Genomic DNA, 26,758 nt, shown 5'->3' with positions numbered 1-26,758 from the left:
TCACGCGGACAGCCGGACGGCAGCTCAGTGCCACCCTCGCCGTGCCCGGTCTCGCGGTCGACAACACGACCATCGCCATCGCCGAAGGCCGCCCCGGCAAGGGTTTCTCCGCGCAGTTCGTCAGGACCAGCGCAGACGAAGCGGCAGGGACTGCAGATGCCTTACGTTGAGGCCGGGCTGGTAGTCGAGCTGCTCCGGTGGGATCGCCAACTCGAAGCGTGGCACCGTGCCCAGCAGCACATCCAGAGCCGTGCGTGCCTCGACACGGGCGAGGGCATGACCCAGGCATGTGTGCTCTCCCCGGCCGAACGCGAGGTGCGCGTGGGGCGAGACACGGTCCAGGTCGATCTCGTCGGGCCGTTCGGCCAGCTTCGCGTCACGGTTGCCGGCTCCGAAACTCACCAGGAGGCGAGCGCCGGCCGGAATCGGGGTGCCGCCGAGCTCGGTGTCACGGGTCGCGGTCCGGTACAGCCCCTGAACCGGCGATTCCAGGCGCAGTAACTCCTCTAGGAACGGGGCCAGCCGCGACGGGTCCTGCCGCAACCGATCGGCCAGCTGCGGATCCTCGGCCAGCAGCCGGGCGCCGCTGCTGATGGCGTCGGCGGTCGTCACATTGCCGGCGAACAGCAGCTCGAGGACGAACCGGGTGGCGTCCTCCGCGTCGAGCCCGGATGCCGCGATCGTATGGAGAATGGTGGTCTCCTTCTCGACACCCGCCGCCGCCTCCAGCGCCGGCGCCAGAAGCGCGCCGAACTCCTCGCAGGCCCGTATGAAGCCTTGCAGGTCGGGTGAGTAGGTGAGGAAGGCGAGCACCTTCTCCGAGAGCCGCCGCATCTCGGCGGTGTCCGCTTCCGGCACGCCCAGCACCGTGGCGATGACAGCGATGGGCAGCTTGACGGCGAAGTCGGCCACGAAGTCGACCTCGTCGCGTCCGCGCAGGCCCTCGATCAGCTCCGTGGACATCGCCCGGATCTGCGGCTCGAAGGGAGCGATCCGGCGGGACGTGAACGCCCTGGCCGCCAAGCGACGGCGCCCGGTGTGTTCCGGCGGATCACTGGTGATCAGATAGAACCCCGTCCTCGTCGGCTCGTTCCCCTGCTCGATCGGCGGGAGTCCGAGCGCGTCGAGCGAGGAGAACGTATCGACATCACGCAGCACCGCGTCGATGTCGTCGGCCCGAGTGACCATGAAGGCGTTGGCCTCCTCGACGAAGGTGACACCTCGCTCTCGCAGCCGGTCATAGAGCGGGTAAGGGCAGTACGAGGCCTCGGGCCCGACGTGGTCAGTACTGTCATGGCTGGACATGGCTTTCTCCCTGTCCGTGCGGCGGCTCGCCGACATTCCGGGCCGGGGCACGCGAACCCGAGGCCCGTGGAAAGTCCTGACCGGCCATGCTGCATGGACTCGGCTTGGGAGAACACAGCGGTGACCGTTGAACGAACAACGCCTGCGGAGCTTCATACAGGTCGCGGCGCCTCGTTGTTCACTGGATGAACAGTGGCGTTGTGCGGCCCGGACCGCCTTCGGATACTCGCGTGGCAGCGCTTGCCGCGAGTCGGCAGCCGACCGTCACCAGGGGACACCGACGTGATCATCCGAGACGAAGAGCAGCTCACCGCAGCGGTACTTGCCGAGACGGAGCGGGCCGGCGACCCGCGCGTCAAGGAGATCGTCCAGGCGCTGGTGCGGCACCTGCACGACTTCGCCCGCGAAGTACGGCTGACCGAGAAGGAGTTCGACGCCTCCCTCGACATCGTGACCAGGCTGGGGCGGCTCACCACGTCCAGCCACAACGAGGTCAGGCTGATGGCGGGCTCGCTGGGTCTGTCGACGCTGGTCTCCCTGATGAACAACGGCACCGAGGACAATCCGACCTCGGCGAACCTGCTCGGCCCGTTCTGGCGCCAGGGCAGTCCGAGGATGGGCAACGGCGAGTCGATCGTCCGCTCGCCCACCGAGGGACCGCCGCTGTTCTTCTCCGGCCGGATCGTCGACACCGAGGGGAACGCGGTCGCCGGCGCCGAAGTCGACGTCTGGCATGCGTCACCGGCCGGCCTCTACGAGAACCAGGATCCCGAGCAGGCTGAGTGGAATCTCCGCGGGAAGTTCTTCAGCGACGCGGAAGGGGTCTTCGCCTTCCGCAGTATCAAGCCTTCCGGTTACCCGATACCCACGGACGGGCCCGTGGGCGATCTCCTGGCCGCGCTGAAGCGCCATCCCTTCCGGCCGGCCCATCTCCATGCGCTGATCTACAAACCGGGTTACAAGACCATCGCCTCCCAGCTCTACAGCCACGACGACCCCATCCTGGAGACCGACGCGCAGTTCGGCGTCGTACAGCGTCTCATCGGTACCTATGAGCGCCACGAGAACGAGCCGGCTCCGGACCCGGACGTGACCGAGCCCTGGTACAGCCTTGAGTTCACCTTCGTCGTCGAGCCGGGTGAGGCATGGCTGCCGACCCCGCCCGTGTCGGCCCAAGCGCAATACAAGCCGGACAGCGCGTGACGCGACCGAGAGGAACTCAGTGATCACCGAAGCAGAACGTTGCGCAGCCGCGGCTGCCCTCATACAGGCCGACCGCGATCGGCGACCGATCACCCAGCTCAGCCGCACCTATCCCGGTCTCGAGATCGTCGATGCCTATGCCATCCAGCAGCTCTGCGCGGCGGAGCGGGTGGCGGCCGGGGCCCGGCTCGTCGGGCACAAGATCGGACTGACGTCCCGCGCCATGCAGATGGCCTCGCAGATGACGGAGCCCGACTACGGCTTCCTCACCGACGACATGGTCGTGGGCGACGGCGCCACTCTCGACGCGGACCGCTACACGAAGCCCAGACTGGAGGTCGAGCTCGCGTTCGTGCTCGGCGCGGACCTGCACGGGCCGAACCTGCGCGTCCACGACGTCCTGCGGGCGACGGAGTACGTCGTCCCCGCCCTCGAAGTCATCGACTACCGCACCGAGGTGCCGCGTTCGATCACCGACACCATCGCGGACAACGCCGCCGCCGCTGCCATGGTCGTCGGCGGTCGCGTCGTACGCCCGATGGACGTCGACATCCGGTGGGTGGCCGCGACGCTGTCGAAGAACGGAGTGATCGAGGAGTCCGGCGTCTCGGCCGCAGTCATGGGACACCCGGCGGCAGGCATCGCCTGGCTCGGGAACAAGCTCGCCGCGGTCGGCCGGCACCTCGAAGCCGGTCAGCTGCTGCTGTCGGGCTCGTTCACCCGGCCCGTCTCGGTCGAACCGAACACCGTCATCCACGCCGACTACGGCCCTCTGGGCTCGATCGGGGTGGCGTTTCGGTGACCACTCCCAACCCGCCGACCGGCGCGCCGCAGCCCGCGCCGGGCCAGTGGCCGCTGCCGCCGAACGCGTTCAAGGCGGCGCTTTCCCGGGGCGAGCAGCTGATCGGCCTGTGGTGCTCGCTGGCCGACCCGTACCCGGCCGAGATCGTCGCCGGCGCCGGCTTCGACTGGCTGCTCCTCGACACCGAGCACTCGCACGCCGATGTCGCGACCGTGCTCTCACAACTCCAGGCGGTCGCCCCCTACCCCTGCTCGCCGGTGGTGCGTCCGCCGGTCAACGATCCCGTCGTGATCAAACGGCTGCTGGACGTAGGCGCGCAGTCGCTGCTGGTACCACAGGTCGAGTCGGCCGAGGAAGCGCGCGCCGCGGTCGCCGCCACCCGCTACGCTCCCCTGGGCGTCCGTGGTGTGGCGGCATTGACCCGGGCAACCCGGTTCGGCCGGGTCAAGGACTACGCCGAGCTGGCACACACCGAACTGTGCGTCCTCGTGCAGGTCGAGTCGCGGCTCGCCCTCGGGCAGATCGAGCGAATCGCGTCCGTCGACGGCGTGGACGGGATCTTTATCGGCCCCAGCGACCTGGCCGCCAGCCTCGGTCACCCCGGAGACCCGAACGCACCGAGCGTCATCGCGGCGGTGGAGGAGGCCATCGGACGCGTGCGCGCGGCACACAAACCGGCCGGCGTGCTGACGACCAACGCCACGTTCGCGCGGCGGTGCATCGACCTCGGGACCACGTTCACCGCGGTCGGTGTGGACGTGGGCCTGCTGGCACGCGGCGCCGACGCCCTCGCCCGGAGCTTCACGCGGCAGATCCCGGAGACTGCGAACCAGTCCCCGGAGGGCCGCTGACGCCGGAGCAGTAGCGCCACCGTACGGCTGACTCGTCGTCCCCTTCGCCCTCGCCGACACCGCCCGCGGATGGTGGCTCCGCTCTCGTGGCCGGCAAGCGGTCAGGCCGCCCTTTCCCAGGTGCCCTGGCCGTCGAGGTAGAATTCCTCTCCGACCATCAGACCGTCGCGGAACGGGATGACGACGGCCGCCCTCGACCTGTGCACGAACACGTCGTCGGCCGTACCCCCGTCCGGCAGGGGCACGCCCGCCTCGGCCAGCGCCGCGCCAGGCAGCCGAAGTCGTGTGTAGCCGTCCCAGGCGATGGCGTCGTCGCTGATGAAGAAGTGCTCGACCTCGACTTCGAGGCTGTCCATCGCCAGCATGCCGTTGGCCATGTTCTGGAGGTAGTTCGCGCGCACGGTGTCCCTGTCGGCGATCCGCCCGCCCTGCTGCTCGATCGCGACGGGGTCGCCGTAGCAGTGGTAGACGCAGTCGTCCACCAGTGTCGCCATGGTCCGGTCGATGTCGTGGTCGCGTACCTCGGCGACCGAGTGCTCGATGAGCAGGTCGATCATCGCGGCGTGCCTCGGATTCTCCGTCTGCGCCTTCCGGGCTTCGAGGAAGTCGATGAACCTCGCCATGTCGGGCAGGCGAGCCCCTGTGCTGGCTGATTCCTCTCGCTGTTCAACGGTCGCCATGAACTCCTCCTCAAGATCGGTGTTGTGATACCGCGTCGTTCGCCAGTGCCTCGCTCCAGCGCTGCCACCAGCGCCGCTGGTTCCTCTCGCCGAAGGCCGAGGTGCTGGCCTCGCCGGGTCCCATCCAGTCGGTCCTGGGCTCGTAGTCGCTCATTCCGTCCAGGCCCATCTGGAAGTTGAGCTTCATGTCCTGGCGGGCGAACGCCGAGCGGCCCACCATGGGGCCGCCGCGCCAGACGACGGTGTCGTCCTGCTCGAACACCCCCGAGGGCCCGAAGCTGAAAACGCCGGCGTCGTACGAGGCCTGGTTGAACTCGGGCGGGGCCGAGTTCCACACCATGGGCCAGTTCCACAGCTCGAACTGCTCGGGCCCGCGCGGCTGCCACTGCCGCAGGGAGGTGTTGACCGTCGGAAACCCGCCCACCTCCGTCGCACCAGGGGCCTGGAAGAGCGACAGGTTCGGGAAGATCGTGAAGCCGACCACCCCGTACCCGCTCTCCAGGAAGGCGCGCTGGTCGTCGTGGAGCCGGTCCAGATCGAAAGTCGAGGCGACCTCGGGCGGATAGTTCCCCACCCCGAACGGCTCAGGGAGGGCTTTCGGGATGACGATGAGCCCGTGTCCGCCCTCGAGAGCGACATGGAAGGTCTCGGTCACCGACTTCGAGTTGTCGGGGATGAGACCGATGTCCCCGAGCGAGCTGTGTGCGGACTGTACGTGGTAGGCGTCGCCGACGAAGTTCTCGGCGCCTGACTTCCAGTTGGCGGGCACGATCCAGCGGTGGGGGTCGCCGGCCGCCCTCATGCCTTGTTCGTTGAGGCCGAAGACGATGTCCAGGTACCAGCACATGTCGCCCAGGTACTCGCGCAGGGGTACGGCGTCCGGGTCCAGACAGGCGAAGATCAACCCCTGGTAGCTGTCCACGTGGGGTGCCTTGCGCAGGCCCCAGCGGGTGGTGTCGATGGTGCGGTACGCCTTGGCGCGGTAGGGGGCGCCGTTCCATTCGCCGGAGTTCTTGTAGATCCAGCCGTGGTAGGGGCAGCGGAAGTGTGAGGTGTTTCCCTTTTCCGCCCGGCACACCGGTGAGGCGCGGTGCACGCAGTTGTTCAGCAGCAGCTGGATCTCGCCCTGTTCGTCGCGCGCCAGGATGAACTGGTCCTCGCCGACGTAGCGGAGTACGTAGTCGCCGGGGCTGGGAATCTCCGAGACGTGTCCGACGAACACCCAGCACTTGGTGAAGATGCGGTCCAGCTCGGCGCGGTGGATGTCGGGGTCGTTGAGCACCCGTGGCGAGAGCATCCCCTGCGCGAGATCCTTCTGGACCTCCGCGAGGAAGGTCTGCATCGTCCCGTTCAGCGAGCCGTAACCGCCCGTCCCGGCCCGCCGGTCAGCAGACACCATGGGTTCCTCCTCAAGTTTGCTTACTCCAGGCGCTGGTCGAAAAGGGCGCCCATTCCAGAAGGGCGCCCCGTCGAGATTCCAGGCGACAGCGTCGCCGACGCTAACCCCGCCATCCACCGGCGTGACCCCTCCGAAGGAAGCAACCTGTCCCCGACCTTTGGACGCTGTTCACCGTCAGGGCAGCGTCATTACAGTCGGCTCCCATCGACCTCAGCGCTTTGCGGCTGGTGACGGGCGACGTGTCGCCGGCAAGGGACGGGAGACATGAAGGTACTGGTGGACCGCGGGAAGTGTCAGGGCTACGGCAACTGCGTCATCGCCGAGCCGCATGTGTTCGATCTCGACGACGACGGGTTCGTCCAGCTTCTGGTCGATGAGCCCCCGGAGGAACTGAGGGCCCAGGTCGCGCACGCCGTTCGCGACTGCCCGGCGCGTGCGCTGACCCTGGGGGACTGACGATGCCCCGACAACGGCGCGTCGTCGTGGCCGGCGCCTCGCTCGCGGGCATCCGAACCGCCGAGACCCTGCGGGATCGCGGGTTCGACGGCGAGGTGGTGCTCGTCGGGGCCGAGAAGCGACTGCCGTACGACCGCCCGCCGCTGTCGAAGGCCGTGCTCGGGGGTCAGGCCTCGCCGGACGACATCCAGCTGCTGTCCGACGACCGGCTGGCCGCGCTCGACCTCGACCTGCGGCTCGGGCGGCGAGCGCGCGCCCTGGATCCGGGCAGAAAGACACTGGAGCTCGACGACGGCGAACCGCTGGCCTATGACCAACTGGTGATCGCGACCGGCAGCGCGCCGTGGATGCCGCGCGACTGGGACCTCTTCCAGGGCGTCTACCCGCTGCGCACGGTCGACGACTGCCTCGCGATCCGGTCCGCGCTCCAGGGCTCGCCGCGCGTCGCGGTCGTCGGTGGGGGCTTCCTCGGCTCCGAGGTCGCGTCGACCGCCCGCCGGCTCGGGTGCGACGTGGTGCTCATCCAGCCCCTCGCGGCTCCGATGGCACGCATTCTCGGGTCCGAGATCGCACTCGCGTGTGCCGAGGTTCCGTTGGCCGCGGGGGTGCGCCTGGTCTGCGGCTCGTCGGCCGAGGGGTTCGACGGAGGTGCGCGCGTGGAGCGCGTACGTCTCAGAGACGGCCGCGTGATCGACGCCGACGTCGTGGTCGTGGGGATCGGCGCACGGCCGGTGACCGACTGGCTCGCCGGGTCGGACGTGAACATCTCCGACGGGGTGCTGTGCGACCACCGCTGTGCCACGTCGATCGCCGATGTCTACGCGGCGGGTGATGTGGCGCGCTGGTTCAACCCGTTGTTCGGGCAGACCATGAGGGTCGAGCACTGGACCAACGCTTCGGAGCAGGGTGCGTTCGTCGCCCGTGCCCTCCTCGATGGTGGGCGGTCCGGCAGCTACTCACCGGTCCCTTTCGTCTGGTCCGAGCAGTACGGCGTCAAGATCGAGATCGCGGGAGTCCCGCAACCGACCGATCAGATCCGGATCGTCGAGGGAACGCTCGCCGAGCAGCGGTTCGTAGCGCTCTACGAGCGCGAGGAGCGGCTGACGGGAGTCGTCGCGCTCAACTCGACACGCAGCATGCTCAAGTACCGGCGGCTCCTGGCTCAGAGCGGCTCACGCGGCGAGCGGGTCGACGCCCCGTCCATATCTTCCTGACCCCGCGCGAAAGGCGAAGCCATGACGGTAGAACAGACGAGTACCCCACTGGTCGGTGCGGAGCTGGAGCGGTCCTGCACGCAGTTTCTGTACCGGGAGGCGGAGCTCCTGGACGAGGCCGACTACACGGGCTGGGCCGACACCTGCCTGTCGGAGGAGCTCGAGTACCTGATCCCTATCCGCACCACGCGGGAACGCTCGTCGGGGATCTCGGAATTCAGCCGAGAAGCGTTCCACATGAAGGACACCTACGCGAGCATGCGCCTGCGGGTCGACCGGCTGCTGACCGAGCACGCGTGGGCCGAGGACCCGCCTTCCCGCACCCGCCGTGTCGTGACCAACGTACGTGTGCGTGAGCTGGGACCGGGCGAGGTGGAGGTGAAGAGCTACCTGACGCTTCACCGCTCCCAGTGGGACACGACCGACTACGACCTGCTGGTGGCCGAGCGCCGGGACATCCTGCGCTCGGATGCAGGCGGGTGGCGTGTGCGGCGGCGCGAAGTGCTGCTCAACCACACGATCCTCGGCACGGCCAACCTCGGCGTCTTCCTCTAGGCGGGATCGCGATGTCCGAATACCAGTACAGCGACGACCCACCGATCCAGATTTCCAACGAGTTCGCCGACATACGCGTCCGCAAGGTCTACACACGCAACGGCGAACGACTGGAGATCCACGCCCCCCGCCGCGGATATCGGATCCTGCTCGACGCCGTCGAGCTCGAAAGCCTGACCTGGCAGACCGCGGAGACGTTCTCCGGCTTCCTGCGCGCCTCGGTCGGACAGGACGCCGAAGAGGACTGACCGCCGCAGACACAGGAGACGGCCGGTCTTCTGGAGAAGGCCGGTCACCCATCCCTCACGGTCGTCGATGAATGGAGGCAGTGGTGGCACGTACGGCGGAGAGCGTCGCAGTGATCGGAGCCGGGATCGCGGGGCTCGCGACGGCGACCGGGCTGGCCGATGCCGGGATCCCCGTCCGGGTGTACGAGCAGGCGGAAGCACTCGGCGAGGTCGGCGCGGGTGTGTCGCTCGCTCCCAACTCGCTGCGGGTGCTCGACTCGTTCGGGCTGACGGACCGCCTGAGCGAGATCGAGTCCCGCGAGCCGCTCAGGATGGCCTTCTACAACCACGAGGGCGTTCGGTCCGAGGACTCGGAGGTCGACGCGAGAGGCGCGAGGCCGATCCACCGGGCCGATCTGATCGACATGCTGTCCTGGCGTCTGGAACCGGACGCGCTCCGGCTCGGGGCACGGCTCGTCGGGGTGGACGAGAACGGCGACGGACTCGTCCTGCGCTTCGCGGACGGAAGCACCGAGACCGCGGCGGCGGTGATCGGGGCGGACGGGATCCACTCCGCCGTGCGTCCCTTCGTGGTGGACGCCCCGGAGCCGGTCTTCTCCGGCATGATCGCCTACCGGGGACTCGTGCCCGCCGAACGCCTCCCCGACTGGCCGATCCATGAAGCACAGCTGTTCACGGGGCCGGGGCGGCACTTCATCTCCTTTCCCGTCCGCCGTGCGAAGCTGCTGAACTTCGTCGCCTTCGTGGCCGCGGACGACGAGATGCGCGAGTCCTGGTCCGCGCCCGGCGACCCGGCCGAGCTGGCGAAGGAGTTCGCCGGCTGGAACGAGTCGGTACGGGGCCTGATCGACCAGATCGACAAAACCTTCCGATGGGGGCTGTACGACCGCGAACCACTCCCGACATGGGTGCGCGGCCGCGTAGCGCTGGCGGGCGACGCCGCGCACGCGATGCTGCCGCACGTGGGGCAGGGCGGCAACCAGTCGATCGAGGACGCGGCCGCGCTGGTGGAAGTGCTGCGCGACCGTCCGCTCACCGAGGTCGCCACCGCTTTCCAGGAGTACGACCGAGCGCGCCGCGAGCGGGCCTCCTACATCCAGCGGTTCTCCCGCCGCCTCGGGCTGCAGTACGACGGCCGCCACGCGGAGTTCTCCGCCACTGACCAGCTGGCCGGCAGGGATGACGTCATGCGCTGGATCTTCGGCCACGACAGCGCCCTGACCGCACGACAGGTCCGCGCCGGCGGACCCTCGGTATCCCTGCCCACCGGCGCGGCGATCTGAATGTCGTGCACGACGGAGTACACGATGGCGACGGTGCCCCCGGGTGTGACTGGAGACGTCCGGCGTGCCTCCTTGCTCGACGAACTCCCCGAGCACGTCGTACATGACTTCCTCGAGAGGGCGCGCTTTGTCACGTTTCCCCCGCGCAACACGGTCTTCCAGGCGGGTGACCCGACCCGCGTCCATCTCGTCGTCACCGGCCGAGTGAAGATCTCGCGGCTCGGCGAGCACGGTCGTGAGAACATCCTCGTCATCGCGGGACCGGGTGAACCGCTGGGCAGCCTCGACCTCTTCGACCCGCGGCCGCAGCCCACGACGGCCGTCACTCTCGGCCCGGCGAGGGTCGCGGAGCTCTCGACCGAGTCGATGCTCGCATGGCTCGCTGCCCACACAGAGGCTGCGATGCGCTTCATCCACCTCCTCGTCCTGCGGGCGCAGCGCCAGAACGACGCGCTGCACGACGTCTTCGGCCTGGACGTCGGAACTCGGCTCGCGCGCGCGATCCTGCGCGAGGCCCAGCGGTTCGGCCGCCGTACATCGGAGGGCATCCGAATGGATCTCGGGCTCAGCCAGGAAGAGCTCGCATCGCATGTGCGCGCTTCCCGGGAGAGCGTCAATCAGTCGCTCGCGGGCTTCGCCCGACAGGGATGGGTCCACCGTGACGGATGCGAGATCGTCATCCTCGACGAGAAGCAGCTCGCCCACCATGCCAAGCACGAGCCCCAGGCCTGCACGACAGAGCGGCGCAGCCCCTCGAAAGCCAATGTGGCAAATTCCACTCCCGCTTCCGATCACCTGCCGCTCCGAGCAGGCTCGCAGCGGCAGGTCGGTCCGCGACCGAGGACGTCAAAAGGAGAGGCAACCATGCACGATGTTCCCGGTGGCCGGCTGAGCACGACGGAGGCACGGGCATGAGTGATCCGGCCCCCTTCGAGCTTCCCGACGCCGTGCGAGACGAGTTCGTCGCGGTCGTCGGCCGTGACAACGCGCTCGTCGCCGACGAGGAACGTGACGAGTACCGCGACCCGTACTGGCCCACGGAGGACCGGACGTACGACTCGAGCCTCGTCCTGTTCCCGACCACGACCGAGCAGGTGCAGGACATCGTCCGCGTCGCGAACCACCACGAGGTCCCGGTGTGGGCATCGTCGCAGGGCCGCAACAACGGCTATGGCGGTCCTTCGGCGCGCGTGAAGGGGTCCGTGCTCATCAGCTTCCGCAGGATGAACCGCGTCCTGGAGGTCGACACCGAACTCGCGTACGCCGTCGTCGAGCCAGGTGCGCGGTGGTACGACCTCTATGACGTACTGCATGAGCAGGGCGACGAGCTTCTCCTGTCCGTACCCGACATCGGCTGGGGCTCCGTCATCGGCAACTCGCTCGACAACGGTCAGACGTTCCTGCCGAACGGCTCCGACTTCAACACGCTGAACGGGCTGGAGGTCGTGCTCGCGGACGGGTCGCTTCTGCGCACCGGCTTCGGCGCACAGGAGGGCAACCCCACCTGGCACCTCTACAAGCGGGGGCTCGGGCCCGTGGTCGACCCGCTGTTCGCGCAGTCGAACTACGGCATCGTCACGAAGGCGGGGGTGTGGCTGCAGCGCCGGCCGAAGGCGTACGCGCCGCTGTACCTCTCCGTCCCGCGCTACCACCAGCTGGCGCAGGTGATCGACGTCGTGCGCGAGCTGCGGCTCGGCGGGATTCTGCGCGGTATCCCCTACGTGCTCGACCTGTTGACGGTGGGTGACGCTCACTTCCCCGAGTACAAGGGCAAGATCCCGCCGCCGGGCACCCCGGTGATGGGGGAGGAGCGGCTCGACGCGATCGCCGACGAGACCGGGCTCGGCCGGTGGGGCGTGCGCACGGCCCTGTGGGGCGACCCCGAGGTGGTCGACGTGCACGAGCGTCGGATCCGCGAGGCGTGGAGCGCGATCGAGGGTGGCGAGGTGCGTCGTCTCGCGACGTACACGGCTGAGAACTGGCACGAGATCAAGGACGCCGGGCTCATCGACCGCATCTCCGGCGGCGTGCCCAGCAGCGACATCCTCGACAGTCTCCCCGACTTCGTGGGGCACGTCGGATTCTCGCCTGTCGTGCCGCTGCGCGGCGAGGACGTGACGAAAGTCGTCCAGCAGATCAAGGACAAGGTCGTCGAGCGCACGGGCGTCAACTTCTCGGCGCAGGTGTTCGTGACCAACGACCGCTCCGCGATCGTCGTGTCGGCGATGTTCTTCAACCGGCACGACGCCGGCCACCTGCGGGCGACGATCGACACCGCGAAGGAACTGCTCGTGCAGCTCGGGCAGCAGGGTTATGCCGAGTACCGATCACACCTCGACTTCTCGGACCTCGCGCAGGACCAGCTCGCCTTCGGTGACCACGCCTACCGGCACTTCGCCGAGACGATCAAGGATGCCGTCGACCCGAAGGGCATCCTGTCCCCGGGCCGGCACGGCATCTGGCCCGCGCGGTACCGCGCCCGGTGACATGCACGGCGTGTGCCCGCGCCCACTCTGCTCAGCCTTGCGCCGTTGAAGACGTTCGTTGAATGAACATGGCCGTTGCGGCATGTCCGGCGGGGGCGCAGTCTTCGGCTGTCGAGCTTGTCGCCGGGCTTCGGGATCGTTGCCCACTCATGGAAATGTGCAATGTTGACCGGGTGTCGCACCAGGAGGCCGACGAATGACCGTCCCGACGAGCCGTGATGTGCTTGAAGGTTTCCTCTCGGCCCTTCAGGCTGATGGCGCGCGCCAGGCTTTCGAGCGGTATGCCGTCGAAGACTATATTCAGCACAACCCCAAAGCCGGGAAAGGCAGGGAAGGCGCCATCGCATATTTGGAAGACGAAGCGGCGAAGGGCGGCCGGGCCACGGTCAAGCGGATCATCAGTGATGGGGAGATGGTTGCCCTTCACTTGCACATGGAATTCGTGGATGGGAGCCCCGATCTGGCGATCGTCGACATATGGCGCGTCGAAAACGGAAAGCTCGTGGAACATTGGGACGTCGCTCAGGAGATCTCGAAGGAAAGGGTCTCCGCAATGTTTTGAGGTTTGCTTCGACGTAGTTTTTCGAGGATCGCTTCAGCCGTCAGGCGGAAATTGCCTGACGGCTGAGGCATGAAGTGCTAGAGCCCATAGATCGGTGGTGTGTCCGGATTCGGGCGGAACGCGTCCCAGTGCTCCTGCAGCAGGCCGTCTCTCACCCGGAAGAGATCGAAGAGCACTCCGTCGGTGCGGATCTCGTGTCGCAGGACGAGGTCGCGCTCGGCGACCAGATTGACCGTCACCGTCTTCGCAGGGTCGAGTCGTTCCGTGGGAGGGAGGGACAGGATGTGAGTGAAGAACTTCCTCAGCCCCTCACGTCCCTGGGCGAGGTTCGGGTTGTGCTGGACGTAGTCCTCGGCGACGAATTCGTCGAGGCGGGTGAGTCCTTCGGCCGGCCCGTAGATGATCTCGAACAAACCTTCCACGGCGCGTTTGCCGCGCTCCAGGTCATGGGCGATCGCCGCCCCCTCATGCGTGTCCATCCTGGGCGACTCCCTGGTCCGTGTGACAGCTACGGGAAGAATCTGCCTCGCGACAGGCCTGCTCATCCAGCTGGTGTTGGAAACGCCACAGGGGCTTCCGGTCGGCCTGCGGACTGCTCACGCCCTTTCCGCACCGGGGGCGACAAGCCCGAGTTCGTACGCGTGGACCACTGCCTCCAGCCTGGAGGAAGCGTCTAGCTTCTGGAGAAGGTCGGTCACGTATCCCTTCACGGTCGTCTCGGAGAGGCAGAGCTCTTGCGCGACCTTGCGGTTCGAGCAGCCGTGCGCGAGGAGCCCGAGCACCTCCTGTTCCCGATCCGTGAGCCGTACCGTTCCTCTGGCCTGGCGCCTGGCGAACTCCGGGGCAAGCTGCCTGGCGATCCGCGGGTCGAGCACGAACTGACCCGCCAGAAGCGCCCGAAGGGCAGCGCCGATATTGACTTCCGAAGTGTCCTTCAACAGGCACCCGTTCGCGCCCGCGGCGACGCATGCACGTAGGACCTCGGCGTCGTCGAAGGCGGTGAACATGACGATGACGACGTTCGGGAGCGACTCGCGCAGTTCACGACACAGCTCCTCCGGCGGCATGGACTCAGGCATCCGGGCGTCAAGAAGGATCATCTCCGGACACTGGTCGTGAGCGTGAGCGAGAGCCGTTGTCGCGTCGTCGGCTTCGAAAATCTCGCATTCCCCGAGGTTGGAGGTGATCACTGCGCGCAGTCCGCGGCGTGCCACCGGGTGGTCGTCGACTACGAGGACTTTCATCAAACCGCCATATCGTTGTACGGAATGTCGAGCCGCAGCACGGCTCGGCCGGTCGAGACCGCCGTAAGCCGCAGCGAACCTCCCAGTCGCTCCGCGCGAGTGCGCAGTGTGCGGATACCGGTCCCCGTCCCCGTCGCCGATGTGCTGCCGGGCTGCTCAAGCGGCCCGTCGACGGCCAGTGACTTGACCGCTAGCGAGAGTCTTCCCTCGTCGTACACGATCTCGACTTCGATGAGACCCGCGTGACCGTGCTTCACGGCGTTGCGCGTTCCTTCGACCGCCGTGTCGATCACCAGTCGGGCGATGTGGTCCGGCATGCGGGTGAAGTTACCGTGCCGCACAACGCGCACCGTGCAACCGGTGACGTTCTCCAACAGGCGGAGCTCACCGTTCAGTTGTACGTCGAATGCGAGGTTCTCAGGATCACGGTGGAGCTTGAGGAGTGTCTCGCGCAGTTCTCGGCGCGCGTCCGCCGCCGTCGCCTCGATCTCCTCGATCGCGTCGATGAGGCCGTTCGGATCGTCCTGGGCGCGAGATGCCTGGGCGACCGCGCCGATCGTGAACAGTCGTTGTGCCACCGAATCGTGGAGCTGGCCGGCAATACGCTCCCGCTCGTGCAGTCGAGCGAGTTCGAGTTCCAGCTCGCGCGCACGAATCTGCTCGAGCCCCACCGACGCGAACGCGCCGAGCTGTTCGAGGACCGCGACCGCACGGTCGCCGAGCACTCCTTCGAGGTGTGCACCGGCATACAGCAGCGCCTCAACACCCGCAGGACCCAGCACGGGGACACAGGCAACCGCTCGCAGCCCCTCACCCCGCGCCACAATCTCGACGAAGTCGCGACTGATATGTGCGTCCGACGCGTAGTCCGCAACGATCATGGGGCGTCCCTGCGCCAGGACTTCGCCCCCGAGCCCAGTGTGCGGTCGAACGACGATGGTGCTCCATCGCGGGTCGCGAATCCCTTTCGCCGAGGCGATCGGGAATTCCGCGGCGCGGGAACCGATCGCCCCGAAGGCGACGTCAGAACCCAACGCGTCTCGCGCAACGTCAACGGCGGCCCGAATAACAGCGGCCGGTGTGCGCTGTAATGCGATGGCTTTGACTGGCGCGTGACTGTTCATGACGAACCGCTCTTCTACGGCGGACGATGCCGAGTGACAGCAACGTAACAGTGACTGCAACGTAACACAGCACGTACCGATTGACCATGGCTAAAAGCGGGCGGTGGCTGCTCAAAGCCAGGTCTCAGTCCGCCCTTTCGGAACTCGCTCTCTCAACGCTGCTTTTCGGCCTCTTGTTCATCCAGTTCGGCGTTGAGCGCCGCGGGCACGGGCTCACCGGAGGTGACACCGGCTTCGCCAAACGCGTCGACGGCCACCCAGTACTCCGCACCCGCGTTGAGGGAACGCAGGTCCAGGGTCGTGCGTTCGTACACCAGCCAGCTGTGGTAAAGCTTTTGCGGGTGACGGCCGTAGCGGACGTTGTAGCCGATGGCTCCGGCGGCGGCTTCCCATTCGACTCGGGCGGTGCGGTCGTCCACACGGACGGCTTTAGCGCGCCATGCAGGTGGAGCCTCGCCTGCGCCCGCCCCGAAGACACGGACACCGCTGACGGCGAAGGTGCCGCCGAACGGCATTCGGCCGCCGGTGACCCTGACGAATCGAGTCTCCTGCGGCGAGTCGAGGACGATGAAGGCGTGCGGAGCGTCGGCGCCCGTGCCGCGGGAGTCCCGGACGACGGTCCACTCCCGGCCGTCCTCCGAGATCTCGACCAGGATCTCCGCCGGTTGATGGCTCGGGAAGATGCCCCGCCAGGAATGGCACACATCCACTCCGTCCGGCGCGTGCGGGGCGGTGTCGGCCAGCTCATGGTCCGCCAGGTTGATCTGCACGGCGTGGACGGTCTTGTTCGCACCGAGGTCGACCGTCAGGGATTCGCCCGGTTCGCTGCCGGCGGCCGCCCACCACGTGCGGACGTTCTCGTCGACGGCGGACACGGGGTCGTGGCCGGGGGCCGAAGACGAGGCGACGGCATCCGCCCTGTAGGAGAGCCGCATCCAGGCGGGGGGGGGGCGTCCACGGGTCGAACGGTCCGTCCGGGACCGTCATCGGGTAGTCGGCGAAGTTCTGGTTGCAGAACAGCACGCCGTCGTCGTCGAATCCCGCGGGGAAGATTCCGACGCGGCGCTCGAACACGTCGTTGACCGAGATGCGCATGGTGGCCGCGTGCCACCAGTTTCCGTGCCGGTCCTGGAACGTGCTGCCGTGTCCCGCCCCGGTGATGAACCCGCCCGGCTTCGACGAGAACGGACTGTCGAGCGAGTAGGTGAAGGGGCCCAGAGGCGCCGAGGCCGTGTAGTACCCGTCGGCATAGGTGTTGAGCTGGGTGCCGGGCGCCGAGTACTGCAGGTAGTAGGTACCGTCGCGTTCGGTCATCCAGGCGCCCTCGATGAAGGGGGCGGCGCCACCGACCTGGGCGATGAGTCTCTCCAACTCGTTCTTCGGCGGTACGACGACGTAGTCCTCGCCCAACTGCTCCCAGCCGTGGGCGAGGACATCGGAGCCGATCAGAGGCGACGGCTCGCCGATCAGGCTGAACGTGTCCGAGAGCCGGACTCCGTAGATCGGTGTCTTGTTGGCACACCTCCAGGAGAGGTACACCGATGTGTCGGTGTCCTGGAACAGGTTCGGGTCCCAGAAGGGGAAGGTGCCTGGCGTGACCTCGACGAAGTCGTCGGACAGGGGGTCGACGCTCCGGAAGAAGGGGCAGTTGTCCTCCTTGCGGGAGGCGCTGATGTGGAGCGCTCCGTTCACCTCGCGGACGTCCGGCGCGTAGTCGAGGGCAGGCAGCTTGGACGTCGCGCGGTACTCCCACCGTAGAAGGTCCGTCGAGTGCCAGAACCCCGCGGACATCGAGACGAACATGTAGTAACGGCCCCGGTACAGCACGATCGACGGATCCGCTGCCTCCCGGTGCACGCTCCGCCGCGGCTCGCCGAGCTTGTTGCCTCTGACCGTGCCGGAGAACTGAATGTCCTGATAGCGGTAGGCGATGTCGAGCGGATTGCAGAAAGTGCGTTCTGAAGCGGTCACTTGGGGCTTCCTGTCAGCAGCTTCTTGAGGTCTTCAGTTCTCGGCGGACGACGGCTTGCGGCCTGCCAGTCCCCGCCAGCGGCGCCGCAGTTCGTGCACCGCGGCTTCGAGCGGGGTGTCCAGTGGCCCGGCCCATGGGTGTTCGCCCGCGCCCGTGGCGGTGGTGAACCTCCACAGGCCGTCGAGGTTCACCAGCTCGCGGGTGGCGGTGGAACGGGGCTGTCGAGTGCGGAGACGGGCTCGTCGCACACGATGAGCCGTGGGGCAGGTGCCAGGGCGCGGGCGATCGCGACGCGTTGGCGCTGGCCGCCGCTGAACTCCCGCGTCATCCCGAGGGAACTGCACACGTACTACGGCACCAGCAGCCTGTTCGCCGAGCTGTACGACCACCAGGACACGCTCCTGAAGTACTACGAGACGCTGTTCACCGCCGAGAACGACGTCAAGTTCGAAGCCTCCCTGGGTGCACCTACTCCGGCGCCGAGAGCCCCGGCAGCAACGCCGTCATCAGCCTCGCCTTCTACATCCACTTCTGCGACTACATGGACGAGGTGGGCCGTGCCCTCGGCCGCACCGAACGCGCGTCCCACTACGCGATGTCGGCGCGCACCCTGCGCAAGGCGTTCATCGCCAACTACTGGGACGCTGCGCAGGGCCACTTCACCCAGGGCAGCATCTCCAGCGAGAACGCCCTGGCCATCGCGTTCGACCTGGTGCCTGGCTCGGACCTGGACCCCGACGACCCGCGCCACCTGGCCGGCACGAAGACGCTCGCGGAGAACAAGAAGGCCCTCGCGAAGCTGCTCGCCGACCGGATCGTGGTAGCCGACCAGCACATCCAGAACGACATGTACGGTTCGCGCTACGAGTTCAACATCCGCAGCGAGTACGGCTATACGGACATCGCTCTGAAGGCCGTCACCCAGACCGGCTTGCCGGGCTACGTGTACCAGATCGCCAAGGGTGCCACCTCGCTGTGGGAACAGTGGACCGACCGGCTCTCGGTCAACCACCACTACCGCTCCAACGTGGCCACCTGGTTCTACCAGAGCCTGGCCGGCATCAGACCGACCGCAACTGCCTACGAGACGCTGCGCATCCGCCCGTACATCCCCGCAGTTGCGGTCAACAGCCTGGTCCCGAACGGCACCGAAGACACCGACCTGTCACCCGCGACCTTTGACCATGTCAGCGCCTCGATCGACACCGTGCGCGGCAAGGTGTCCTCGGAGTGGCGGCGGCGTGGGGACGGCAGGATCGACCTCGCGGTGACGGTCCCGTACAACACCGAGGCCGAGATCTGAGTCCCCACCCAGAACCAGCCCGTAACCGCACCCCGGGGCGCCGCCTTCGTCCGCGACGACACCTCCGGAGGCGCGGCCTACAAGGTCTACCGGGCCCGGGCGGGCTCATACCGCTTCAACGCCTGACCGGTCGAGCAGGTGAACCACTGCACCGTGCCGTGGTGGCGGACCCGGCACGGTGCGGTGGGGCCGGTGGGCGCCGTGCTCAGGAGATCAGGACGATCTCGCCTCGGGGGCGCCGCTCCACCAGGTCCCGCGTGCGGTCACGTTGTGGCGGCCGTCGGTCGTGCCTGATCCCCACAGACGGTCACACAGCTGACCGGCGCAACTGCGAGGCCGCGCGCTCCAAGTCCGCGGCGGAATCGCCGGCCTTGGTCACGGGGGTTCCGCTGCCGAAGTCGATGAAGGAGTTGCCGTCCGCATCGACGATCACCCCGCCACCGGCCGCCTCCACGAACACGGGCAGGACGGCGCCGACGCCGGCCAGGCACCACCTTCCGCTGACGGGTCAGCGGTTCACGGGAGTGCGGGCCGGGGATCTCGCTGACGACACGCTGGACCCGAGCGAGGTCGGGACCGTCGACCGGCTGGGAAACGCCGGACATGAAACGTGCTCCGGATATGGAGGGTTGGGGCCGCCGAGCCAAGCGGGTTCGGGGCTCGTCCGGTGCCGCACCGCTAGTGCAGTCCCCACCATGGCGGTCCGGATCCTGGAAGCGTGCGGGGACGAAGGACCAGATGCGGCAGGCCGCGGTCAGCAGCACGGCGGCAGGCGAAGAGCAGCCAGCTGGCGGAGAACTGGGTGCTGTGGCGGGACGCCCGCGACTGGGAACGGTTCGCCACCGTCTGGCGCCCGACAGGTGTTTGAGCGTCACCTGGGTGCAGCCCCAGCGCGAACTTCGTAGCCGCCGGCAAGCAGGGCTTCGAGAACGGGTCAGCATCCTGCACTTCGCGGGCGGCCGCACGTCGGACCTGGCCCGTGGCGTGCACGGGCCGCTTCCATGACTTCCTCTTCCGGGACGACGACGAGTGGACGCTCGTTCGCAGGCAGCCCGTCTACGGGAAGGACCGCCTGGACGTGGCCGACCCCGCCGCCTCCTTCAAGCCCGCCCCCGTGCTGCTCGCCCGGTTCCCGTTTGGCTACCGCCACCTCGGCTATGTGCAGACGAAGGCCGGATTCACGCTGAAGCCCTGCTTGACCGGCCTGGCCCACCGCCCGGTGGCGGTTCTCCCCGTGAGGCCGTCGGCGATCACCAGGTACTGCGGCTCACCCAGGGAATCTCATTGCCCTGCCAGGACGCCGATGGCGAAACCGCTCTTCGCCTGGAACGAGCCCATCAAGCTGGACGGTGGGCGAGCGCAGCAAATCCTGCAGCGCCGTATTAATCAGTCCGTCGCCGAGTACGAGGTGTTCAACGTCCTCGAAAACTCCTGGGGCGGGCTGTGCGCCCACGTGCGCGAAGGCTGGAACATCGGTAAGCCTCCGTACGGCTACCGGGTCAAGCACTACCGCCACCCCAACCCCGTCAAGGCCGAGCGTGGCGAGACCAAGTCGCGCTTGGAGCCCGACGGCATCCTCGCGGAGACGATCACGGTCGCGCACTGGCGCTACTACGAACGCCTCGGCTACGCCACCATCGTCGACCGTCTCAACGCCGACCCGGAGAAGTACCCGCCGCCCGTCCCGCCGGGCGGCGCCACGAAGGCACGCGGTGTGTGGAGCAAGTCGGCGGTGTGCGAGGTCCTGCGCGCCCCCAGGCAATACGGACTACCAGGTCTTCAACCGGCGCGCTCGACGAAGCCGCCGCGGCGCCCACAACGACCCGGCGCTGTGGGTGTGGTCACCGGAACCGGTGCACCAGCCGCTGATCCCGAAGTGGATGTACGACGAACCCGCCGAACGGCGGCAGGAACGGCGCGGCTCCCGGGCTGGCAACGCCCTCAACACCCGTCCGCAGACCCGCCGCACCCATGTCCTGCGCGGCATGCTTCTGCACGCCTGCGATCGGCGGATGTTCGGCAAACACCGCGACGGCATCACCCACTACAGCTGTCAGCCGCAGGCCCGACAACCGAGGCCGCCCCGACGCGTACGCCGGCCACTCCACGACCGTGTACCTATGCGAGGACGCCGTCCTTGAAGCGATTTCAGCCTTTCGCTCGGACCGCGTGTTCGGCCCCGAGCGCCGAGAGTTGCTCGCGGCGGAACTCCGTCGATGGCCGGGCAGCGAGACAGCGACAGGCCGAGCGAGACCGGCTCCAGCACACTCTCGACTCACTCTCGATGCGGCAGGCGAACATCTTTCGCCAGGCCGAGACCGCCGGTCCCGATGACCCGTTCGCCAAGGGCCTGCGCGAGAGCTACAACCGACTGGAATCCGAGCGGACGGCCGCTCCGACCTATCGGAGGTGGACGCAGCCGACGCCGCCGAGCCCGCCCGTCCGACTACGGAGGACGCGGACCTGCTCGACGGTCTGCCCTATCTGGCACTCAACCTTGTGAACCCCGAGCAGCTGCTCAGGCAGTTGTTCGAGGTCCTTCAGCTGATGGTCCGGCTGCACTACGACCCGGAGGAGGTGACGATCCGTATCACGCTGCCTGCCGATCTGTTGTCAGACGTCGCCACGACCGCTGACAGGGATGCTGGTGGAGGACCGGACGCCGGTCGCGGCTGGGACGGCGGCCGGGCTCGGTACCTTCGCGTCGTGCTCGGTGTGCTCGTGGGTCTCGTCCTCCCGGCCTCGGAGGCCCAACGCCGCGAGGGCGGCGCCCACGAGGGCGAGGATGCCGGTGACCAGGACGGCGGTGTGGACGCCGTTCATGAAGGCGGTGTGGCTGCCCTCCACCACGGCCGCCCTGAGCTGTGCGGGCATCGCGTCGGAGACCGGGGCGACGCCCATCGCGACCGCGTCCTTCGCCTCCTCGAAGCGGGCGGCCGCCGAGTGGGGCACGTCGGCGTCGGTCAGTGAGTCCGTGAGCGTGGAGCCGACGCGGCTGCTGATGAGGGAGACGAGCACCGAAGTGCCGAGCGCGCCGCCGACCTGGAGCGAGGTGGCCTGCAGGCCACCCGCGATGCCGCCGTCCTTGACGGGGGCGTTGCCGACGATCGCGTCGGAGGACGCGGCCATCACGATGCCGACGCCGAGACCGAGCGCGACGAACGGCGGCCACATGGTGGCGTACGAGGAGTCGGCGCTCCACGAGAGCATCGTGAACGCGGCGCCGGTCTGGAGCACCATCCCCAGCGGCATGGTCAGGCGCGGGCCGAACTGCTCGGTGAGCTTCGCGCCGAGCGGCGAGGCCACCATGGAGGCGAGGCTGAGCGGCAGGGTGCGCACACCGGACTCGACGGGCGTGAAGCCGTGCACGTTCTGGAGGTAGAGCATCACGAAGAAGATCGCGCCGAGCAGGACGAAGAAGTTCAGCGCGGTGACGAACACACCTATGGTCAGGGCCGGGTTGCGGAACAGCCGCATAGGCAGGAGAGGGTGCGCGACGCGGGTCTCGTACCAGCCGAAGAGGACCAGGACGACGACACCGCCGACGATCGCCCCGAGCGTGCCGGCCGAAGTCCAGCCCCACGTCTCGCCCTTGACGACGCCGAAGACGACGGCGATCAGGCCGAGCGCGAGCAGTACGACGCCGGGCACGTCGAACTTCTCGCTCGCCGCCGCCTCGTTCCTGGACTGCGGCAGCACCACGAGACCGAAGACCAGGGCGATCACGCCGATGGGGGCGTTGATGTAGAAGACGGACTCCCAGTTGACATGCTGGACGAGCAGTCCGCCGACGATCGGGCCGAGCGCGGTGGCGACGGACGAGATCATCGCCCAGATACCGACCGCCATGCCGAACTTCTTCGGCGGGAACACCGCACGCAGCAACGCCAACGTGTTGGGCATGAGCATCGCACCGAAGAGACCCTGCACGGCGCGGAAGGCGATGACGCCCTCGACCGAGCCGGCGAGGCCGATCGCGACGGACGCGACGGTGAATCCGACGACGCCGACGAGGTAGACCGTGCGGCGCCCGAAGCGGTCGCCGAGCTTGCCGCCGAGGATGAGGGCGGCGGCGAGGGCGAGCAGGTAGGAGTTGGTGACCCACTGCAGTTCGGCGGTGGTGGCGCTCAGGTCGCGGGCGATCTCGGCGTTGGCGATCGAGACGACGGAGCCGTCGAGACCGACCATGAACAGGCCGAGCCCGACCGCGATCAGCGTCAGCCAGGGGTTGGCGCGCAGACCGCGGGGGTGGGGGTCGGACAGGGGAGTGGACGCTGTGGAAACAGCGGTGGCAGACATGTGTGGGCTGTCCTCGTGACGTGCGGCGCGCGGCTGGGGCGCGTGGACATGTGGGCGAGCTGTGTGTGGGCTGTGCAGGGGGCAGCACACCGTGCCCTGCACGGCAGCGGCAAGGGCAATAGACGTACGGGAGCCGGACCGAACGGTCAGGCGGCGGAGTCGTTGCGCAGGCGCCGGGTGAGAGCCTCAAGGGCGCCGAGCGCCGAGCCGAGGGCGTCGCGGTCGCCGTCCGTGAGAGTCCGCAGCGCGGCCGCGAGCTGTCGCGCCGCGACGTCCTCGGCCTGGCGGATGCGTTGACGCGCCACGGCGGTGACACGCAGGTGCGCGACGCGCTTGTCGGTGTCGTCCTGGTGCCGTTCCAGCAGGCCCGCGTCGGTGAGGCGGGTGACGAGGGCGCTGACGTTGTTCGGCATCATCCGCAGCGCGTCGGCGGCCTTGTGGACGGTCGAGCCGTCGTGCTCGGCGACGTACTGGAGCAGGGCCAACTGCCGCTCGGGGAGCTTGGGGTAGGGCAGTCGCCCGTCGATGCTCTGTTTGACGTACCGGTTCAGCGCGGGCAGGCACGCCACGAGGCCTGCGGCCACCTGGTCGACGCCCTGGCTCGGACGAGCCTCACTGATTCCGGTCACGACCCCAAGTTACCTATGACAAGAAACCTATGTCAAAATACTAATTCCCCCTGGCGATCGGTCTGCCGCCTGGCGCCACCTGATCATCGGCCAGCCGCGGAAGAATCCACGATCGAGTGATCCCATCGCTCTACCGTGCGGATCCGGTGAGGGGGGGCAGGTCGACGGCTATCTCGTCGCCGGACCTGACCAGGAGGCCGCTGAGGGGGGCGCCCACTCCGTAGAGCCCCCTCAGCGGCGCGTGCTTCCGCCGTCTGCGACGACGATCTGCCCCATCTGCACACGCTTGATGTTCTGCATCCGCACGGTCTGCTCGAAGAAGGACTCGCTCGTCTTCTCCGCGGCCGTGGCCGTCCGGACCAGGCTCGCTGCGACGCCGTTGACGGTGATGTGGTGAGCGGCGAGGTTGGCGGCCAGGACAGAGGTGAATCCGTTCAGCGCGCCCTTGGCGGAGACATAGGAGAGAAACGGAGGCGGCGGAGTCCAGTAGCTTGAGGACTGATGTTGATGATCCGTCCCGACCCGGACTCCTTCAGGTCGGGCAGGAACGCCCTGGAGACCAGGAAGGGGCCGTCCACGTTGACGGCGAAGGTGCGACGCCATTCGTCGGAGGTCACGTGGTCGTCCTCGTCCGAGACGTCGACCTTGTCGCTGAAGAATCGCCGACCGGTTTCCGCGACGAAGTCCCGCGTCGCGTCGGCCGGATCGATGTCCGCGACCGCGATGTCCGCTCCCCCCGCCGCGAGTCTGCGGGCGATCTCCTGCCCGATGCACGTACTGCCTCCGGTCACGACGGCGGTCCTGCCCGTCAGCCTCCCAGTCATGAGTCACTGCTCCTTCCGGGCGGCAGCGGCAAGGCCGTCCTCCAGGGATGATGCGTGTCGAGACCGAGGATCGGCGGCGGCTTGTTCGTCTAATGAACATGACCGTTGAGGGTGATGGGGGTCACTCCTACCTTGACGCTGCTCAGCCGGTCGGCCAGCGCGCCGAGCGTCCTGAATGAGGTCCGGTGGAAGGGCGGCGGCGCGGAGGCGCTCAGCAAGGCCCAGGGGCGGCACGGCAGCGGTGTTGCCGGGATGACCGCGACAAAAACACCCACAGCAGGGTCCGGCAGCGGACGCCGGTTCCGACAGCAGCGCATTGCGCCAAGGAGTCGTCCATGGTTCAGATCGATTCGCCCAAGGCGGCAGAGGGAGAGGGCGGCAGATACACCCTGACCTCGGGCACCCTGGTCGCGGTGGTTCTCGCCGTCTGCCTCGCGCAGATGGCCCTCGCCGTCCCTTCACTCATCAACGGGCTGATCCAGCAGGATCTCGCGCCGTCCTCGGCCCAGCTGACGTGGATCACCGACGCCTTCATGCTTCCCGTGGCCGCGCTGGAGCTGGGCTTCGGCGTGTTCGGTGACCTGTTCGGCCGTAAGCGTTTGCTCGTGGGGGGCGCTGCGCTCATCGCGCTCGGTTCGACCCTCGCGGTCCTGGTACCGGGTTCGGCATACTCGAGCGACACTCGGGTGACGTTGCTGATTCTTGCCCAACTCCTCAGTGGCATCGGGGCCGCGGCCATCTTCCCGACGAGCCTCGCCATGGTGGCGGCCGGCACGCACACCACTGCCACCCGCGCGCGTGGCGTGGCGATCTGGGCCGCCGCGCTGTCGATTGGCGGTTTCCTCGGGCCGCTGCTGGCAGGCCTCTCCACCAAGATTCACAGCGGCTGGGCCGGGAACGCGAACTGGCGCTGGGCCTACGTCGGTGTCCTCGTCATCGCCGCCGTGAGCGCGTTCCTGTCGCTGGCGATCGCCCGCAACTCCTCCTCGCCCGAGGGCCGATCCCTGGACTGGCCGGGGCAGATCACCTCAGCGCTTGGCCTGTTCGCTCTGCTGTACGCCGTGATCCAGGGCTCCGAGAGCGGTTGGGGGAGCCCGCAGATCGTCGTCGCGTTCGTCGCCGCGGCCGTGCTCCTCGGGCTGTTCGTCTTCGTGGAGAACCGGGCGGACGCGCCGCTCCTTCTCCTGAGCGCGTTCAAGAACCGGGCGTTCGCCGTGAACTCGGTGGTCACCGTGATCGGGATGTTCGGCTTCCTCGCGATCATGTACTCCACCAGTATCCGCCTCACCATCATCCAGGGAATCAGCCCGCTGAAGGCCTCCGTCGCATACCTCTTCTTCGGTGGCATCGGGCTCGTGCAACTGCCCCTCACCTCCAAGCTGTTGGAGCGGTACAACCCCCGGTGGGTTCTCTTCACCGGTCTGATCCTCGTCGGCGCCAGCGGGCTGTGGTTCGCCGGCGTTCCGACGAGCGATCGGGCACTGGGTGCCATCGTCGGGCCTCTGATCCTCGCCGGCGTCGGCTCGGCACTCGCCTTCGCCGCCATCAGCGCGGTCGCGGTCAACACGTTGCCCAACCACCTCGCCGGCATGGCAAGCGGTGCCACGAGCACGTTCCGTGACCTCGGGTTCGCGCTCGGCCCTGCGATCATGGGTGCTGTCGCGCTGAGCCAGGCTGCCAAGGAGATCGCCCGCAACCTGGCCGACAATCCTGGCCTGAGCAAGGCTTATGCGGCTTTCCAGGCCGCTCCGGCCCATGCTCCGGCGGATCAGAAGCCGCAGCTGGAGGCGGCTGTGCACGCCGTGGGATCGGGCCCGCTCGGCGCCAACTCGGTGCCCGCCAGCATCACCTCGCCGGACGGTCAGGTCATACCCTTCAACCCACTCAAGGACGTCGCTTTCCACGCCCTCAGCAGCAGTTACTCACTGGCGTTCGTGCTCGGTGGCGTGGCTGCTCTCGTGGCGGCGGCACTCACTCTCGTGGGCGGGCACGGCGGCGTGGACCAGGCTCATCTCGACGACGACCCGCACACCCTCGACGGCTGACCGCATGACGAACGCGCCGGGGCCGGGACACGGGTAGCAGGTCGGCCAGGCCACCCGGCCGCCCGCCGCGACTCCACCTCCTCCTCAGGAGCGGCAGTCGCGGCGGGCCACGGCGTACAAGACACAACGATCGACAGACGCACTCGGACAGGAGTCGAACAATGACCACCGCATACTGAGAGCGGCCGACCGCGTCGAGCATCTTGCCGACGGGTCCGTCGTTCGGGATGGGGTACGGCGTCGGGGTGAGGCCCCAGAAGCGGTAGCCGCCGTC

28 protein-coding genes and 2 pseudogenes are annotated in these 26,758 nt (G+C 68.0%); 14 read left to right on the top strand and 16 right to left on the bottom strand.

The genetic code is table 11. The features are described 5' to 3' along the window. Positions 1-120: 120 nt before the first annotated feature. The gene (locus ACFY1L_RS53220; RefSeq protein ID WP_388842797.1) at positions 121-1,305 is read right to left on the bottom strand and encodes a cytochrome P450; all 1,185 of its coding nucleotides are present in this window, start codon (positions 1,303-1,305) and stop codon (positions 121-123) included. 282 nt (positions 1,306-1,587) lie between these two features. Here ACFY1L_RS53220 and ACFY1L_RS53215 point away from each other — a divergent pair, with 282 nt between their 5' ends. The 3 genes from ACFY1L_RS53215 to ACFY1L_RS53205 are packed head-to-tail and all read left to right on the top strand — an operon-like array spanning position 1,588 to position 4,161. Next, positions 1,588-2,508 carry a dioxygenase gene (locus ACFY1L_RS53215; protein ID WP_388842796.1) on the top strand — a complete coding sequence of 307 codons (921 nt, stop codon included), beginning with the start codon at positions 1,588-1,590 and terminating at the stop codon, positions 2,506-2,508. Between the two features lie 19 nt (positions 2,509-2,527). Next, a complete protein-coding gene (locus ACFY1L_RS53210; protein WP_388842795.1) occupies positions 2,528-3,310 on the top strand; it encodes a fumarylacetoacetate hydrolase family protein in 783 nt (260 codons plus the stop codon). After that, positions 3,307-4,161, top strand: coding sequence for an aldolase/citrate lyase family protein (locus ACFY1L_RS53205; protein WP_388842794.1), 855 nt, complete (start codon positions 3,307-3,309; stop codon positions 4,159-4,161). The genes ACFY1L_RS53210 and ACFY1L_RS53205 overlap by 4 nt, the downstream gene beginning before the upstream one ends. A 101-nt stretch (positions 4,162-4,262) precedes the next feature. Here the strand turns inward: ACFY1L_RS53205 and ACFY1L_RS53200 are convergent, their stop codons facing one another. Then, a complete protein-coding gene (locus ACFY1L_RS53200; protein WP_388842793.1) occupies positions 4,263-4,784 on the bottom strand; it encodes a hypothetical protein in 522 nt (173 codons plus the stop codon). 67 nt (positions 4,785-4,851) lie between these two features. Continuing rightward, positions 4,852-6,240 (bottom strand): Rieske 2Fe-2S domain-containing protein, encoded by a 1,389-nt coding sequence (locus ACFY1L_RS53195; protein WP_388842792.1) that lies wholly within the window; start codon positions 6,238-6,240, stop codon positions 4,852-4,854. Between the two features lie 264 nt (positions 6,241-6,504). Between ACFY1L_RS53195 and ACFY1L_RS53190 the strand changes: the two genes are divergently transcribed. From ACFY1L_RS53190 to ACFY1L_RS53155, 8 genes are all read left to right on the top strand, one after another. After that, complete coding sequence (locus ACFY1L_RS53190; protein ID WP_388842791.1) at positions 6,505-6,696, top strand: ferredoxin; 192 nt, start codon at positions 6,505-6,507, stop codon at positions 6,694-6,696. Between the two features lie 2 nt (positions 6,697-6,698). After that, the gene (locus tag ACFY1L_RS53185; RefSeq protein WP_388842790.1) at positions 6,699-7,910 is read left to right on the top strand and encodes an NAD(P)/FAD-dependent oxidoreductase; all 1,212 of its coding nucleotides are present in this window, start codon (positions 6,699-6,701) and stop codon (positions 7,908-7,910) included. Between the two features lie 21 nt (positions 7,911-7,931). Beyond that, positions 7,932-8,465 carry an aromatic-ring-hydroxylating dioxygenase subunit beta gene (locus ACFY1L_RS53180; protein WP_388842789.1) on the top strand — a complete coding sequence of 178 codons (534 nt, stop codon included), beginning with the start codon at positions 7,932-7,934 and terminating at the stop codon, positions 8,463-8,465. A gap of 11 nt (positions 8,466-8,476) precedes the next feature. After that, on the top strand, positions 8,477-8,713 hold the full coding sequence (locus ACFY1L_RS53175) for a dihydrodiol dehydrogenase (protein ID WP_388842788.1): 237 nt from the start codon (positions 8,477-8,479) through the stop codon (positions 8,711-8,713). Between the two features lie 83 nt (positions 8,714-8,796). After that, positions 8,797-9,996, top strand: a complete 1,200-nt coding sequence (locus tag ACFY1L_RS53170; protein ID WP_388842787.1) for an FAD-dependent monooxygenase — start codon at positions 8,797-8,799, stop codon at positions 9,994-9,996. A gap of 24 nt (positions 9,997-10,020) precedes the next feature. Then, a complete protein-coding gene (locus ACFY1L_RS53165) occupies positions 10,021-10,911 on the top strand; it encodes a Crp/Fnr family transcriptional regulator (RefSeq protein WP_388842786.1) in 891 nt (296 codons plus the stop codon). Then, positions 10,908-12,482 carry an FAD-binding oxidoreductase gene (locus ACFY1L_RS53160; RefSeq protein WP_388842785.1) on the top strand — a complete coding sequence of 525 codons (1,575 nt, stop codon included), beginning with the start codon at positions 10,908-10,910 and terminating at the stop codon, positions 12,480-12,482. The genes ACFY1L_RS53165 and ACFY1L_RS53160 overlap by 4 nt, the downstream gene beginning before the upstream one ends. 196 nt (positions 12,483-12,678) lie before the next feature. Next, positions 12,679-13,044: a nuclear transport factor 2 family protein gene (locus tag ACFY1L_RS53155; protein ID WP_388842784.1), complete on the top strand. Its 366-nt coding sequence runs from the start codon at positions 12,679-12,681 to the stop codon at positions 13,042-13,044. Between the two features lie 77 nt (positions 13,045-13,121). On the opposite strand, the gene ACFY1L_RS53150 is transcribed toward ACFY1L_RS53155, so the two are convergent. The 7 genes and pseudogenes from ACFY1L_RS53150 to ACFY1L_RS53120 form a co-directional block, all read right to left on the bottom strand. Continuing rightward, positions 13,122-13,523, bottom strand: a complete 402-nt coding sequence (locus ACFY1L_RS53150) for a nuclear transport factor 2 family protein (protein ID WP_388842783.1) — start codon at positions 13,521-13,523, stop codon at positions 13,122-13,124. Positions 13,524-13,640: 117 nt separating this feature from the next. After that, entirely contained in the window at positions 13,641-14,288 is a 648-nt protein-coding gene (locus tag ACFY1L_RS53145; RefSeq protein WP_388842782.1) for a response regulator, read from the bottom strand. Next, positions 14,288-15,412: a GAF domain-containing sensor histidine kinase gene (locus ACFY1L_RS53140; RefSeq protein WP_388842781.1), complete on the bottom strand. Its 1,125-nt coding sequence runs from the start codon at positions 15,410-15,412 to the stop codon at positions 14,288-14,290. Before ACFY1L_RS53140 ends, ACFY1L_RS53145 begins: the two co-directional genes overlap by 1 nt. A 152-nt stretch (positions 15,413-15,564) precedes the next feature. Continuing rightward, the gene (locus ACFY1L_RS53135; protein WP_388842835.1) at positions 15,565-16,221 is read right to left on the bottom strand and encodes a hypothetical protein; all 657 of its coding nucleotides are present in this window, start codon (positions 16,219-16,221) and stop codon (positions 15,565-15,567) included. Then, positions 16,157-17,383, bottom strand: a complete 1,227-nt coding sequence (locus tag ACFY1L_RS53130; protein ID WP_388842780.1) for a family 43 glycosylhydrolase — start codon at positions 17,381-17,383, stop codon at positions 16,157-16,159. Before ACFY1L_RS53130 ends, ACFY1L_RS53135 begins: the two co-directional genes overlap by 65 nt. A 33-nt stretch (positions 17,384-17,416) precedes the next feature. Further along, positions 17,417-17,632 (bottom strand): hypothetical protein, encoded by a 216-nt coding sequence (locus ACFY1L_RS53125; protein WP_388842836.1) that lies wholly within the window; start codon positions 17,630-17,632, stop codon positions 17,417-17,419. Then, positions 17,605-17,706: pseudogene (locus tag ACFY1L_RS53120) on the bottom strand (ATP-binding cassette domain-containing protein); the annotation flags it as partial. The pseudogene ACFY1L_RS53120 and the gene ACFY1L_RS53125, both read right to left, overlap by 28 nt. A gap of 219 nt (positions 17,707-17,925) precedes the next feature. Here ACFY1L_RS53120 and ACFY1L_RS53115 point away from each other — a divergent pair. Beyond that, a complete protein-coding gene (locus ACFY1L_RS53115) occupies positions 17,926-18,687 on the top strand; it encodes an alpha-L-rhamnosidase C-terminal domain-containing protein (protein WP_388842779.1) in 762 nt (253 codons plus the stop codon). Between the two features lie 307 nt (positions 18,688-18,994). Here ACFY1L_RS53115 and ACFY1L_RS53110 read toward each other — a convergent pair whose 3' ends face one another. After that, a complete protein-coding gene (locus ACFY1L_RS53110) occupies positions 18,995-19,147 on the bottom strand; it encodes a hypothetical protein (protein ID WP_388842778.1) in 153 nt (50 codons plus the stop codon). 618 nt (positions 19,148-19,765) lie between these two features. Here ACFY1L_RS53110 and ACFY1L_RS53105 point away from each other — a divergent pair. Continuing rightward, positions 19,766-21,190 (top strand): hypothetical protein, encoded by a 1,425-nt coding sequence (locus ACFY1L_RS53105; RefSeq protein ID WP_388842777.1) that lies wholly within the window; start codon positions 19,766-19,768, stop codon positions 21,188-21,190. A 110-nt stretch (positions 21,191-21,300) separates the two neighbouring features. Here ACFY1L_RS53105 and ACFY1L_RS53100 read toward each other — a convergent pair whose 3' ends face one another. The 4 genes from ACFY1L_RS53100 to ACFY1L_RS53085 all read right to left on the bottom strand — a co-directional run bounded on the left by ACFY1L_RS53100 (position 21,301) and on the right by ACFY1L_RS53085 (position 24,439). After that, positions 21,301-22,986, bottom strand: a complete 1,686-nt coding sequence (locus tag ACFY1L_RS53100; RefSeq protein WP_388842776.1) for an MFS transporter — start codon at positions 22,984-22,986, stop codon at positions 21,301-21,303. Between the two features lie 146 nt (positions 22,987-23,132). Then, positions 23,133-23,606 carry a MarR family winged helix-turn-helix transcriptional regulator gene (locus ACFY1L_RS53095; RefSeq protein ID WP_388842834.1) on the bottom strand — a complete coding sequence of 158 codons (474 nt, stop codon included), beginning with the start codon at positions 23,604-23,606 and terminating at the stop codon, positions 23,133-23,135. Between the two features lie 240 nt (positions 23,607-23,846). Further along, positions 23,847-24,032 (bottom strand): hypothetical protein, encoded by a 186-nt coding sequence (locus tag ACFY1L_RS53090; RefSeq protein ID WP_388842833.1) that lies wholly within the window; start codon positions 24,030-24,032, stop codon positions 23,847-23,849. Between the two features lie 17 nt (positions 24,033-24,049). Next, complete coding sequence (locus ACFY1L_RS53085) at positions 24,050-24,439, bottom strand: SDR family NAD(P)-dependent oxidoreductase (RefSeq protein ID WP_388842775.1); 390 nt, start codon at positions 24,437-24,439, stop codon at positions 24,050-24,052. Between the two features lie 335 nt (positions 24,440-24,774). Between ACFY1L_RS53085 and ACFY1L_RS53080 the strand changes: the two genes are divergently transcribed. Beyond that, on the top strand, positions 24,775-26,484 hold the full coding sequence (locus ACFY1L_RS53080) for an MFS transporter (RefSeq protein ID WP_388842774.1): 1,710 nt from the start codon (positions 24,775-24,777) through the stop codon (positions 26,482-26,484). A gap of 178 nt (positions 26,485-26,662) precedes the next feature. Here ACFY1L_RS53080 and ACFY1L_RS53075 read toward each other — a convergent pair. Continuing rightward, positions 26,663-26,758, bottom strand: a pseudogene (locus tag ACFY1L_RS53075) (hydroxyquinol 1,2-dioxygenase); the annotation flags it as partial.

Source organism: Streptomyces sp. NPDC001663 (genome assembly GCF_042893105.1).
GTDB lineage: Bacteria > Actinomycetota > Actinomycetes > Streptomycetales > Streptomycetaceae > Streptomyces.
The sequence above is the reverse complement of the archived record's forward strand: the minus strand, read 5'-3'. Positions and strand labels throughout refer to the sequence as shown.